This window comes from Candidatus Symbiobacter mobilis CR (genome assembly GCF_000477435.1).
In the GTDB taxonomy this organism is placed as follows: domain Bacteria; phylum Pseudomonadota; class Gammaproteobacteria; order Burkholderiales; family Burkholderiaceae_C; genus Rhodoferax; species Rhodoferax mobilis.
Genome location: NC_022576.1, coordinates 894,656 through 908,474 on the forward strand (window position 1 = coordinate 894,656; position 13,819 = coordinate 908,474).

Below are 13,819 nucleotides of genomic sequence, written 5' to 3' on the forward strand. Positions count from 1 at the left end.
CCGTCGCCTACCACACCACCCACCGTGCGGGGCCGGAGTAAGAGCCTCGTATTCATGATTCAAGAAGATACAAGGCTCTAAGAATGCAGGGATACCAGTGAACCAGCGGAAGCTGTAAGCAATGGATTCTTCACGCTGGGCAGAAATGCCAGATCGCGCCAAATTGCGGCATTGGACTGGATTCCCGCTTTCGCGGGAATGACGGATCAATCGAACCGTCTATCGTCGTTTTTTCTTTTTTCCAAGGAGATGTCCCCATGCCCCAATACGCCACCCATCTGTGCCTGGTTTCGGCCCAACCCACCCCGAATCTGCTTCCGGTTCTCGACCCCGCATGGCAGCCCCGCAAAGTAGTGCTGGCCTGTAGCAAAGAGATGGTCGACCGCGCTGAGGCGCTGGCCAAGGTACTCCGCCCCCGGTGCCACGGGATCGAAATTGCCATGCGCGATTTGCCCGATGCCTACGACTACGCGGCGTTGTCTGACAACTTTTTGGACTTTCTGGCAGGTTGCGAGGGCGAGGACGTTGCGCTGAACGTCACCGGCGGTACCAAGCTGATGGCCGTTGCCGCGCAGGAAGCCTTTCGATCCGAAGGCAAGCCGGTGTTCTATGTCAACGTCCAAACCGACGAGGTGATCGTTATCGGCCAAAGCGCACGCTGGCAGCCTTTGGTCAGCAAGCTGACGGTGCGCGAGATGCTCGAAGTGCATGGCCATACCGTCAGCCCCATTCGGCACATCCAAATTACTGCGGCCCAGCGCGATGTCACAGCCAGGCTGGTGGACCATGCGTACACCGATGCGGAGGCATTTAGCACGCTCAACCACCTTGCGCAGTCTGCCGAAGACAAGCCCGGGCTTGCCACCCAGATCGACCCCAAAGCATTGCAAGCATTGCAGGCGTTGCTGTTCTTGTTGGAAGACGCGCAAATGTTGCGGCTGGATGGAGACAAGCTGACCTTTGCCGACGAGGAAGCCCGCCGCTTTGTGCAAGGCGAATGGCTGGAAAAGCACGTCTACCAGACACTGAAAGACCTGCAAGGCAAATACGCTTCGATCAGCGATGTGGTGACGGGGGTCGAGCTGGAATTCGACCAGCGCTCCCGCCGCACGGGCAAGCCGTTGACCCGCAACGAAATCGATGTGGCCTGCCTGTACCACAACACCTTGCATTTGATCGAATGCAAAACGGCCAGCTACGCCAAAGACCCAGGCGGCCAAGACGACAAAGCCGCAACGGTGCTCTACAAGCTGGAAACGCTGCAAGAGCTGGGCGGCTTGCGCACCCAAACGATGATCGTCGATCTGCGCGGCCATCTGGCCGACCACCCCGCGCACCGTAGCCGTGCCGAAGAATCCAATATCCTGATTGTTCGCGGCAGGGAACTGCGCGACCTGCGCAATGTGCTGGAGCGGAAATGGTTCTCGAAAGGGAGGGAGGGAAAGGGAACCCATGCCTGATCGGAACATCCTGCTTTGCGCCCTCTGCGCAAGCTGGGCCGTCATTCCCGAAGTGTTCGGGTGGCTGGCCCCTGCGATGTTGGATTTGTACGCCCAGCATCCGGCCAAACAGTCTTTGGATGCCATTCGTTCGCGCTACGGGCTGGCTGCGCCATCCGAGCTATGGATCTGCACCACGCAGGGCGCGCAAACCCTGGCCAGTTTGGATCGCCTGCGCGCCTGGTGGGAAGGGCTGGGGCGGCCTTGCCCTTTGCGGATTTGGTGTGCGCAGGGCACCGACCAATTGGCCACCCAGCGCGAGTGCGACCACATTCGTGAATTGACGTTCCGCGTCACCCTGCTTGCCAGCCATCAATGCGGCAGGCAGGGGCAATTGCTGCTTTCCCTAGCCGGTGGGCGCAAGACGATGAGCGCGGATTTGCAGACGGCGGGTTCGCTGTTCGGCGCGCACGCATGGCTGCATGTGGTGGGGCCGGAACCGATGCCCGCTGCGTTGATGGCCAGAACCGAGGCCGAACGGCAAGCGCAAATCAACCTGTTCCAACACCCTTTGCCGCCGGAGCTGGCTGCGGCGATCACCCCCCTGGTTGCAGGAACGGGCACCCGCAATGAGCTGCTCGATATCGAGATCGACGGGCTGCGGGTGGACGACCGGAGTTTTTCCGTTCCCCTGCCGGATTCGGGCGCGGAATGCGCTTGGCCGTTGCCGCAAACCGGCCCCTTGTTGCAGGATGAATTGCAGCGCCGCCTGCACGAAAGCAGCCGGTTGATGGGCAACTTTCTGGCGCATCTGGCGGAATCCGAGCACCACGAAAACTGGCGCAGTCTGTACCGTCTGCCGCCTGCGCAGATTCAGATGCTCCGCAGTACGGTGTTGACCGCAGCGCATTTGCCTGCGCTACATGCCCTACCCAAGGCGGATTTGCACCGGCATTTGGGCGGGTGCCTGGGCATGGATGCGCAACGGGTGGTGGCGCAGGCCATTCTGGCGACGTATTCCGAAACAGACCGCACCCGCTTCCTCCATCGCGTTGCGCCGTGGCTTTCCGCAGCAGAGTGGCCGTGGAATTGGCCCCAGTCGCTGGAAGCGCATGGGCGCGACCGCCCTGCCCTATCCGCCACCTTGTTGTTGCACGCCAGCCCCGCGCAGTTGCAGCACAACCTGTACGCCGTGACGGAACCCCGCGTTGCCCTGCGCGCATCCTCCCAGGGCTTTGCGGCGTATGAGCGGCCGGGGGAACTCAGCGGTTCCGCCCTGTTGGCGCACCCTGCCGCGCTGGCGCCGTATGCGCAATCCATCGTGGAACAGGCGCGTAGGGAAGGGTTGGCGTACCTGGAATTGCGCGGCACCCCGCAGCGCTACCGCCCGCAAGACCCCACCGGGTTTCTGCGCGATTTGTGTACGGCCCTGGAACGGGCCGGTGCCCGCGTTCGGCCCGTTGCCGACCCTGCCGCGACGGCCTGGCCCCGGGTGGGGTTCGTTTGGATTCTGAACCGCCGCCACAGCGACCATGCCCAGGTGGTGCAGCAGGCCGTGCAGGCCCACCGGGAACTGGGGCACTTTCTGCTGGGGCTGGATTTGGCGGGGGACGAAGGTACGCGCTGCCCGGAAGCCCTGGCCCCAGCCTTTCAGCCCGCTTTTGCGGAGTGCCTGCCGGTGACGATCCACGCTGGGGAAGGCGAACCCGCCGACAACATCTGGCAGGCCGCCTACCACTTGCACGCCGACCGCATCGGCCACGGGCTGACGTTGACGCACAACCCCGCGCTGATGGCGCGGTTCCGCGACCGCAGCATCTGCCTGGAACTGTGCCCCAGCTCCAACCGCGAAGTGGTGGGGTACCGCGACCCCGATCACCCTGCCACCGCCGGCCAACCCGACTACCCCTTGCGGGAATTCATCCAGGCCGGCCTGCCCGTGGCCTTGTGTACGGACAACCCTGCGATTTCCCGCACTTCCCTACCCGAGGAATACCTGGCCGCAAGCCGGATGACCCCCCAAGGCTTGACCGTATGGGAAGCGCTGGCTCTGACCCGCCAAGCCTTCGTCCACGCCTTTTTGCCCAGCGCGGAACGCGAAGTGCTGCTCAAACGGATGGATGCGCAGATTTTTGAGTGGGCGGGGACACTGGGCTGACTGCCGGGTGCGATCCCCTACTCGAATAGGCTCTAATTCGATTGACAAAACCTGAAAGGAGAGCAGAAATGCAAGTGCAGCGCGTGTTGAGCCGTGTCGACAATGGGCCTCTTGTCATTCCGCTTCCGGAAAGCTTCCATCACCATCGGGTGGAAGTTATCGTCCTGACACTGGAAGAGAATGAACCAGAGCCGATACAGCGCCAGCCTCACCCCGATATCGCAGGACAGGTCAAGATTCACAGTGATATCTTGACTTCAGCCCCGGAACAGGATTGGGATTTGTCACGATGATTATTCTGGATACCCATATTTGGTTATGGTGGATCGGGAAGGATCACCAAAACCTGAAAAACATTTGGTGTGATCGGATTTATCAGGAGAACGAGGTGGGTGTCTCGGCAATTTCCTGTTTTGAGGTCGCCTGGCTGGTGCAACACGACCGCATCGAAATTTCCGAGCCTTTAGAGCGCTGGTTTGACAAGGCGTTGTCTGGCTCTGGCATTGGTTTGATGGCGATCACTCCGGAGATTTCCCGTATAGCGGTGCAACTGCCCGAACATCATCGTGACCCACAGGATCGACTCATCATCGCCACTGCCCTGGCACATGATGCATTCTTGATTTCTGCGGATGGAAAATTTACGCTATATCACGAGTTGCAGGGTCGGCTATTGTGATGGGTGCGATGCTGTAGACAGATCATCACGCCGCAACCAGCGTGACAGGGCTTGGCTCAGTGCTTCCAACCCCACCGGTTTGGTGAGGAAATCGTCCATCCCGGAATCCATACAACGCTGGCGGTCTTCGTCAAAAGCGCCTGCCGTCAGCGCGACGATGGGGAGATGCCCCCGGCCTGCATCCTCTTCCCAGGCGCGGATGGTCTGGGTTGCGGTGCAGCCGTCCATGATCGGCATTTGCACGTCCATCAGCACCAAATCCGGCAAGGTCACATCGGGCACAGCTTGGGATCGCCGGATCCGCTCTACGGCCTCTGCGCCGTTTTCCGCAAGCTCTGCCTGCAACCCCAATGACTGCAACAGCACGGCGATGACCTTCTGGTTGGTGGGGTTGTCTTCGACAACAAGAATCGTTCCAGACAGCACGGCCTGCGCGGCAGCACGCTGCGCCGCATTCCCTTCCCTGGCGGGAGCAATATCGCCCTGCTCCCACGGCAGGCAGACCCGGAACCAGAACCGCGACCCCTGCCCCACGGTGCTTTCCACGCCGACGCTGCCCTCCATCAGCTTGGCAAAGCCACGAACGATCGACAACCCCAGCCCCGTGCCTTCGTACTGCCGGGTGGGGGAGCTGTCCACCTGAGAAAAAGGCTGGAACAGCAGCGACTGCTTCTCCTCGGGAATCCCCACTCCGGTATCGGTGACGGAAAACTCCAGCACCGCCTTATCGCCTTCCCGCAAGACTTCCCGCGCCTGCACCCGCACCGTACCGTGCTGCGTGAACTTGATCGCGTTGCTGACGAAGTTGGAAAGCATCTGACGCAAGCGGTGGGCATCTCCCACGTAGCGCCGCCCGGATTGCACAGCAGTGCCATCCCAACCCACCTGAAGCTGCACATGTTTCGCTTTCGCAGCCTCGGCAAACCAATCCCGCACTTCCTGCATGACATCCAAGGGGTCGACAGGCTGGTGTTCAAGGCGGAACCGGCCCGCTTCCACCTTGGCTAGGTCCAGGATGTCATTGAGGATATTCAGCAGCGCCTTGCCCGAGTGCAAGATGATGCGTGCGTAGTCCGCTCGTTCTTCGGGAAGCACTTCGGGGAGCATGAGCATCTGCGCCATCCCCAGGATGCCGTTCATCGGGGTGCGAATCTCGTGGCTCATCGTCGCAAGGAAGCGGGTCTTGGCCTGGTTGGCTTCTTCCGCAGCGTGCTTGGCTTCCTGCAACTGGCGGGAGGTGCGCGCCCGGTCTTCTTCGGCGCGCAATTTGTCCACCCCTACCCCGACGTTGGCGGCCAATTGCTCCAGCAACGATAGCTCCTCGTCCAAAAACCCGTGGGCTTGCGACACGTACACCATCATCGCCCCGAATATCCCATCGACCCCATGACTGGCGGGAATGGGGAACGCAGCCGCAGAAACATAGCCCCGCCGTATCGCTACCTCCATCCAAGGGGCATAGTGGGGGTCTGCGGCAATGGTCTGCATACACACTGGCTGGCGTTCCCGAATGGCGCGCCCTGTAGGCCCGCGCCCCCGCTCGCTCTCGTCCCAGCGTATGTCTACCACGTCGAGATAGCTGTGCTCGTCCCCCGCAGCGGCCACTGGCAGCACCGTCTTGCGTTCGTCGTCCATCGCCTGGCCAATCCACACCAGCGCATACCTACCGTCTTGGTGGACGATGCGGCACGCCTCGTCGAGCAATTGCGCCAACCCTTGCGCATGGACGATGGCTTGGCTCGTCAGGCTCAGCGCACGGTAGGCGCTGTTGGCGCGCTGCAATGCGGCGCTGCTGACATCGGCATCGATCAACGCCTGCCCCCCCGTGACCTTCAAGGTATGCAGCGATGCGACCAAATCGTCGAACTCGTCGTGCAGCGTCGCTGGGCGCGTGGGCGTGGGCATCGCAGGTGCCTTGCGCAGGTCTTGTGGGGTGATGTCGCACAGCTCATCCGCCAGCACCAACATGCGCCGACGAACATAAGCGTGGTAGATCGCCCCGCTGACGAGTACGACGAGCAGGATCACCGCCGTATTACCGGCAAGCTGGGTCAACCCGTGCCGCAACGCCTGTTGCCGGTGCTCGCGCAAGTCCACGGTCAGGCTCAGCGTTCCCAACGGATGCAGCCATCCTCCGTCCGAATGCATTAAGGGAAAGGTATGCACCAGTGCTTCGTCTGTGGACACTGCGCGGCCCACGACAAACACCTTGCCTTCCACAGGTTGCAGGCGCACCGTAGCGATGTCCGGCAGATGGAGCAAGCTCGTCAGTTGCAGCCGCGCCTGTTCGATATCGAACTGCCACAGGCTTTTGACGAGGGGTGGCACAGCGAACGCACCGCAGGCAACAAGGTACCTGTCGAGGGCCGCAATCCGATCACGGTAGCCGGAATAGGCTTCGGCAATCGAGATCAGCACAGCAAACAGGCCGCCGAAAAACAGCGACCACAGCAGCAGCTTGCGGGTAATCCGGCTATGGATGCCGAGGAACCCCAACTTTTTCGCCCTGTCGGCGCGCCTAGCCACGTTGCTTCCTCAGGGACGTTGCACGGACGAGAGGATGCGGTCGTAGCTGCCGTCTGCCTTGAGTTGCCGCAGGGTCTGCGTCCACTGCGCGACCAAAGGCTCGTGCTTCTTGTGCAAATACAGATACATATCCACGTCCCTCAATGGCGGGGAAAGGGGCACGATCCCGGTCAACCCCATCTTGCGCACCAGCGCCTGCCCATCGGCCAAGGTGTACAAGGCTAGGTCGATACGCCCGTTTTCGAGCATGCGGAGCATCTGTTCGGGTTCGTCGACCTTGTTGACGATTCTCGCCCCCATTGCGTTGGCCTCAAACATCTTCCAGCCGTGGATGAAAGCCACGCGGTAGGGACGCAAACTGTCCCACCCCTTGTCCAACACGATGGTTTTGTCCCGGGCAAAAGCCACGAACTGGATGGCGATGTACTTCTCCGGAATCTGCACGAGGTTGGGATACTTCTGCGAGAGGCCCGCGATCCGCAGCCCCTCGCCATCTACTTCACCCAGGTTGGCGGAGACCAGCGAACGCTCCGAAGGCAGGCGAACGATCTCCAGCTCCCGGCCCATACGGCGCAGCACCTCCTTCGAGAGGGCTTCCAGCGCCGCGCTATCGAGCGGGGTGTTGTTGGTGCTGATCGTGAACGCGAATTGCTGCGCCATCGCAGCGCTGGGGGCCAGCGTGAAGGCCATGGCCAGCCCCGCGATACATGCCAGGATGCGAAACATCTTCGTACAGAACCGGACCATATCGTTCGTCCTCCCTGGATGCAAATCACCCCCAACGGCACTCTGGCGTAGGGGGAAAAAAGGTTGAAATTGTGCTACCGGCTACCGTCGCATGGGGGTTGCGAATGGTACTTGCCACGTAGCAATCATGCAAGTAGCCCGAATGATGCACAGCCGCCCCATCACACCAACACGCGCTCTACCCCCCCATCATTCACCAGCGCGACAAAGTCCGCCATCCACGCTGTACCCCAGTGCTGCCGTGCGAGTTCCACGACGAGGTAATCCGCTTCGAGCACCCCGTCGTCGAGGTCTTCGCGAAAGCGCGATAGCCCTTGCAGACATGCCGGGCAACTGGTGAGGATGCGCACCGTGTCGGTATCACCCTGCGCGGCGCGCAATTGGTTGGCGCCACAACGAAGCTCCTCCTCCTTGCGGAATCGCACCTGGGTGGAAATGTCCGGGCGATGCACGGCCAGTGTGCCGGATTCGCCGCAGCAGCGGTCAGATTCGAGCACGCCCTTGCCCAGCAGCCCCGTGACCGTTTCCATCGCCGGGCGCAATTTCATCGGGCTGTGGCAGGGGTCGTGGAACAGGTACGCCCCGCCTTGCTGCGGCGCAGTCCAACCTTTTTCGAGCAGGTATTCGTGGATGTCGACGATGCGGCAGCCGGGAAAAATTTCGCCGAAAGCGTAGTCCAGCAATTGGTCGTAGCAGGTTCCGCAACTGACGACGACGGTACGGATGTCCATGTAGTTAAGCGTGTTGGCCACCCGGTGGAAGAGCACGCGGTTGTCCGTGATCAGCTTTTCCGCGCAATCGAACTGCCCGTTCCCACGCTGGGGGTAGCCGCAACACAGGTACCCCGGCGGCAGCACGGTCTGCACCCCCGCCTTCCACAGCATCGCGAGCGTCGCCAGCCCAACCTGGCTGAATAGCCGCTCCGACCCGCATCCGGGGAAATAAAACACCGCCTCGGTCTCGGTCGTCGTGGCACGGGGGTCGCGAACGATGGGGACGTACTCGCGGTCTTCGATGTCGAGCAAGGCGCGCATCGTCCTGCGAGGCAGGTGCGCGGGCATCTTTTTGTTGACGAAGTGGATGATCTGCTCGACGACGGGCGCTGGCCCCAACGTCGCCGGTGGGCGCCGGGTTTGCCTGCGGGCGACGACCCGCAGCGCCTGCGCGGCCATCCGCTGTGCGCGCATCGCCATATGCACTGTCACCCAACGCAACAGCTTGATGGTCTGGGGCTGGGTGGCGTTGAGCAAGGCCATTGCCGCCTTTCCGGCAGGACGGGTGCTTTTCTGGCCCATCTTGCGCAGCAAATTGCGCATGGCCATCGACACATCGCCAAAGTCGATCTTGACCGGGCAAGGGGGCAGGCATTTGTGGCAGACAGTGCAGTGGTCGGCAACGTCTTCGAATTCCTGCCAGTGGCGGATCGACACGCCCCGGCGCGTCTGTTCCTCGTACAAAAAGGCTTCCACCAACAACGAGGTCGCGAGGATTTTGTTGCGCGGGCTGTACAGCAGATTGGCCCGGGGCACGTGCGTGGAGCACACGGGCTTGCACTTGCCGCAGCGTAGGCAGTCCTTGACGGCAGCGGCGATTTGGCCGATGTCGCTTTGCTGCAAGAGCAGCGATTCGTGCCCCATCAGCCCAAAGCTGGGGGTGTAGGCGTCTTGCAGATCCGCAGCACGAACGCCTGCTTCCGGCATGCCGCGCAGCAGCTTGCCCCGGTTGAAATGCCCATGGGGGTCAATGCGGGCCTTGTAGCGGGCAAAAGGCTCCAGGTCTTCGTCGCGCAAAAACTCCAGCTTGGTGATGCCGATGCCATGCTCGCCGGAAATCACGCCACCGAGGCTGCGTGCCAGTTCCATGATGCGGCGCACGGCCTCGTGCGCGGTGCGCAGCATGGCGTAGTCGTCGCTATTGACGGGAATGTTGGTATGGACGTTCCCATCCCCCGCGTGCATGTGCAGCGCCACCCACACCCTGCCCTTGAGCACCTTGCGGTGGATTTGCGCGCATTCACGCAGGATCGGGGCAAAGGCATCCCCCGCAAAAATGCGTTGCAAGGGCTGGCGCAATTGGGTCTTCCAGCTCGCGCGCAGGCTGTGATCCTGCAAAGGCTCGAACAGCGCTTCCACGTCGCGCAGCCAGCTTGCCCACAGCGTGCGCACCTCGGCAATCAATGCCAGCGCTTGCGCAACCCGGTCTTCGAGCAGCTCTGCGGCGGGGACTTCTTCGGCGTCGTGATCCATCGGCAAGGTTCCGCAGGCAAAAAATGCCTCCAGTGCATCGCAGAGGGCCAGTTTGTTGCGCAGACTCAACTCGATATTGATGCGATCGATCCCGTCGGTGTACTCCGCCATGCGCGGCAAGGGAATCACCACATCCTCGTTGATCTTGAAGGCGTTGGTGTGGCGGCTGATTGCCGCAGTGCGCTTGCGGTCGAGCCAGAACTTTTTGCGCGCTTCGGGGCTAACGGCGATGAAGCCCTCCCCATGCCGTGCATTGGCGATGCGCACCACGCTGTCCGCAGCACGCGCAGCCACGTCGGGGTCTTCCGCAGCAACGTCGGCAAAGAGCACCATCTTCGGCACCCCGTTGGCGGCGGTTCGGCGCGACTTCATCGCATAGCCCACGGCGCGCAAGTAACGGTCGTCGAGATGCTCCAGCCCCGCCAGAACTGCCCCCCCCGCCGCGCCCTGGGCAAAGAAGAAATCGCGAATCTCGACGATGGCGGGGACGGCCTCTCTCGCGTTGCCGAAGAATTCCAGGCAGACGGTGCGGATGTGCGCAGGCATCTGGTGTACCACCCAGCGTGCGCTGGTGATGAGGCCATCGCAACCTTCTTTCTGGATGCCGGGCAGCCCGCTGAGGAATTTGTCGGTGACGTCCTTGCCCAACCCCTCCTTGCGGAATGCACTGCCGGGGATGTCGAGAAACTCGGTGCGCAGCAGGGTTTTGCCGTCCGCAGCAAAGTGGCGCAGCTCGAAACGCGCCTCATCCACGTCGTGGATCTTGCCGAGGTTGTGGTTCCAGCGAATGACTTCTAGCCACTGCGCATCGGGAGTGACCATGCGCCAGCTTGCCAGGTTGTCCAGCGCAGTACCCCAGAGCACGGCCTTCTTGCCCCCGGCGTTCATTGCGATGTTGCCGCCGATGCACGAGGCCTCGACCGAGGTCGTGTCCACGGCAAAGACGTACCCGGCACGCTCCGCAGCATCCACCACGCGCTGCGTCACCACCCCGGCCTGCGTCCAGACGGTCGGTACATCCCGATCCAGCCCCGGAAGGCGAACGAATTCGACCTCGGTAACGGTATCGAGCTTTTCGGTGTTGAGGACGGCGCTCTTCCACGTCAACGGGATGGCCCCGCCGGTGTAGCCCGTTCCACCCCCTCGGGGGATGACCGTCAGCCCCAGCTCAATGCACGCGCCAACCAGACGGGCCAGCTCTTCTTCGCTATCCGGCATCAAGACGACGAAGGGATATTCGACGCGCCAGTCGGTGGCGTCGGTCACGTGGCTGACGCGGGAGAGCGCATCGAACCGGATGTTGTCCCGCGCAGTGATGCGCGAGAGGGCGCGCAAGGTACGGCGGCGCAGCGTGGCAATGTCGTCAAAAAAGGCGTCAAAAGCCCAGACGGCGTGGTGCGCGGCATCCAGGAGCCGACCGACGATGGCATCCTTGTCGGGGTCAAGTTCCGGGGTGCGGCGCTTGTCGATATCCCCGAGCCGGTGGTACATCGCATGCACCAGCCATTGCAGGCGCTTCGGGCTGTCGAGCAGGTCATCCTGCAAATAGGGGTTGCGCTGGACGACCCAAATGTCGCCGAGCACCTCGTACAACATGCGTGCGGAGCGCCCGGTGCGGCGCTCCGTACGCAAGCGGTTGAGCCAGTGCCATGCATTTGCCCCCAGTAGACGCACGACGATTTCGTGGTCAGAGAACGAGGTGTAGTTGTAGGGAATCTCGCGAATACGCGCCGATTCGGCATACGCGCATCCTTGGGCCACTGATGACGACATAACGATGCAAAAAGAAAAGCCGGGCAAAACCGGGTGCGTCGCCAAGGCGGCGCAGGCCCCCGGGGCCCGGCAAGAACAATGGAAGCAGAACGACTACCAGGGTTGGGAAGACCAATCCCCGTTCTGGTAGTAATGTACTTGTTCGTTCCAGAGCTGGGCGCGATCCGAACTGGTATCCCGCATTCCCTCGACGACCGATTGCATGGGCACCCTGGGTTGCAAATCGGGCTTGGCCAGATCAATGTCATAGCGATGTAGCTCATTGCGGGTGAAGTCGTAGTAGTCGTTGGGCGCACCTGTGGCCCACGTCGAAGGAGTCTCGTGGACTTGCACGGGCAGTGCCACACGAACGGTTTGCCCCACGCGCAGCAGGGCAATGCCGTGGTGGTCGTGCAGCACCGTCGCATTGGTTCCGCGCTGACCAATGATGTGGCGCGCGGCCTCCTTGGGGTTGGCCGGGTCACGCAAGTCGATGAGTGACAGCTTGACCCCCTGGTACCACGCAAAGCGGCCGTCGCTGGTATCTTGGTTTTCCGTCACCACGGCATCCTTGCCCACACCCAAGAGCAGGGTGTCGGTCAGCGGGAAGAGGTAGTCCGAATAGCCCTCGACATGCAATTCCCCAGCGATATACGGATCGGTGGGGTCGCTGAGGTCGAGCACGTACAGGGGGTCGGTCAGCCTATAGGTGACGAGGTACCCGCGCATTCCCAGAAAACGCGAGGCATAAAGCTGCTCGCCCGACTTGCCCAATGGCGCGGGGCGCGCTGCGTTGGGTAGTTCCCCGACCACGACAAGGCTGCCGGAACGCTCTTGCAGGATCGACAGATGCCCAGGGGATTCCTCCTCGGCAGCATCGGCTGCATCGGCAGTAGTTGAAGCATCGGAAGCAGTGGTGGCATCCGCCATCGCCAACCCTACCCAGCCACGGAAAACTTGCTCGGTCTGCGTTACGACGCGCAGCGAACCCTCATGCTCCCCTAACCGGAACGACTTGCGGTTGGGGTCAAAACCGAGGTGCCCCGGAACATTGCCCGACCCCCGGTACGCGATTTGCAGGCCGTCGAGCGCGAATTTGTGGATGTCCGTACTGGTCTTTCCTGCATACGCAATGAAGCGCCCGCTGAAAGCGTAAGGGGTTCGCGTCGTCGCCAAATAGATGCTTTGTGTGGAGAGATAGAAGGCTTCCGTTCCACCCAGAAAGCAGCGTGCAGCGTGCCGGGAACCTGCATTCGCCACATCGATGGCAGCGATGGTGACGATGTCTGCGCTGGGGGTGCCGTTGTCCGGCTGTACCAGGCAGGATTCGGGATCGACGAGCGCGGTGGGGGTTCCGCCATCCATGGCGATCGTCGGAAGCACATCTTTGGGGTCGAGTGCTTGCAGCACGTCCTCGTTCTCGGCCTTGACCGACTCCTGCCAGGAAGCATCCAGCCCCGGAACCGTCGCCGTGTTGCGAAGCACGAGGTAGAGCGTGGAACCGACGCGCCGTGAACCCACCCACTGCGCGGAGATGTGCTGCACGCCAAGCAGGCGCATCGTGGTGGGGTCGCTGACATCGATGAAAGCCAGTTCCGTCCCGCCCTGCGTCCATGCAGCCGGGGTGAACCACCTGTCGTACCCACCCCCATCGCCCGCAGCAAGCGCAATGAGCTGCTTGCGCTCGGTATCGAGGTAGATGCCCAGCCCGCGTACATCCTTCGAGAACGGCAACGTCAGCGTGTCGATCTTCAACAACGATGCATCTGCTGCCGCAGCATCGAAGCGATGGCGCCGCAATAGGGAGCGCGTGGTACCCGCGCTGGAATCCGGATCCAGACTGTAGACATCGACTCCATCAGACTTGACGACGTCTAGCTCGTCGACGCCGATTTCCTGCACCGTCGTCTCGGAAAAGGCTGCGGCCCCTGCGGTGGTGGGAGCGGCCTCGGCCACGGCATCCAGCGCCAGGTATTTGTTCTGGTACTGCACGGAATCCTGCCCCAGCGCCGTGCGAAGCTGGGTGGTAAAGGTATCGCCCGTGGCTTGGCGCAGACTCCAGGGGTTTTGCGCGGCAACGACATCGCCGTGCTGTGACGGGTCATCCTCCGGGGCCAAGGTGGTCGTATCCCCCCCGCCGCACCCAGCGAGCATCCATAGGAATGCCACCACAACGCCCCTCCACGCGCCCTGCCAGTATTGGCCTCTGCTGCCTGTCATCGCACACCTCCCTCATCGGTATTCGTAAAAAAAATGATGCGTTTAGCCTAGG

The 13,819-nt window shown here is 61.9% G+C and carries 8 protein-coding genes; 4 read left to right on the plus strand and 4 right to left on the minus strand.

The window, feature by feature from the left end:
- The first annotated feature begins 257 nt into the window (after positions 1-257).
- From CENROD_RS03730 to CENROD_RS03745, 4 genes are all read left to right on the plus strand, one after another.
- Positions 258-1,460, plus strand: a complete 1,203-nt coding sequence (locus CENROD_RS03730) for a Card1-like endonuclease domain-containing protein (protein ID WP_022771764.1) — start codon at positions 258-260, stop codon at positions 1,458-1,460.
- Entirely contained in the window at positions 1,453-3,597 is a 2,145-nt protein-coding gene (locus CENROD_RS03735; protein WP_041193240.1) for a CRISPR-associated ring nuclease, read from the plus strand. Before CENROD_RS03730 ends, CENROD_RS03735 begins: the two co-directional genes overlap by 8 nt.
- Before the next feature lie 68 nt (positions 3,598-3,665).
- The gene (locus CENROD_RS13490; RefSeq protein WP_022771766.1) at positions 3,666-3,890 is read left to right on the plus strand and encodes a hypothetical protein; all 225 of its coding nucleotides are present in this window, start codon (positions 3,666-3,668) and stop codon (positions 3,888-3,890) included.
- The gene (locus CENROD_RS03745) at positions 3,887-4,276 is read left to right on the plus strand and encodes a type II toxin-antitoxin system VapC family toxin (protein ID WP_022771767.1); all 390 of its coding nucleotides are present in this window, start codon (positions 3,887-3,889) and stop codon (positions 4,274-4,276) included. Before CENROD_RS13490 ends, CENROD_RS03745 begins: the two co-directional genes overlap by 4 nt.
- On the opposite strand, the gene CENROD_RS12380 is transcribed toward CENROD_RS03745, so the two are convergent.
- The 4 genes from CENROD_RS12380 to CENROD_RS03765 all read right to left on the minus strand — a co-directional run bounded on the left by CENROD_RS12380 (position 4,268) and on the right by CENROD_RS03765 (position 13,767).
- Complete coding sequence (locus CENROD_RS12380; RefSeq protein WP_022771768.1) at positions 4,268-6,802, minus strand: GAF domain-containing hybrid sensor histidine kinase/response regulator; 2,535 nt, start codon at positions 6,800-6,802, stop codon at positions 4,268-4,270. The genes CENROD_RS03745 and CENROD_RS12380 overlap by 9 nt on opposite strands.
- Before the next feature lie 9 nt (positions 6,803-6,811).
- The gene (locus CENROD_RS03755; protein ID WP_187292330.1) at positions 6,812-7,528 is read right to left on the minus strand and encodes a substrate-binding periplasmic protein; all 717 of its coding nucleotides are present in this window, start codon (positions 7,526-7,528) and stop codon (positions 6,812-6,814) included.
- Positions 7,529-7,710: 182 nt separating this feature from the next.
- Complete coding sequence (locus tag CENROD_RS03760) at positions 7,711-11,568, minus strand: DUF3683 domain-containing protein (RefSeq protein WP_022771770.1); 3,858 nt, start codon at positions 11,566-11,568, stop codon at positions 7,711-7,713.
- A 93-nt stretch (positions 11,569-11,661) separates the two neighbouring features.
- On the minus strand, positions 11,662-13,767 hold the full coding sequence (locus CENROD_RS03765) for a beta-propeller domain-containing protein (protein ID WP_022771772.1): 2,106 nt from the start codon (positions 13,765-13,767) through the stop codon (positions 11,662-11,664).
- Positions 13,768-13,819: the final 52 nt, after the last annotated feature.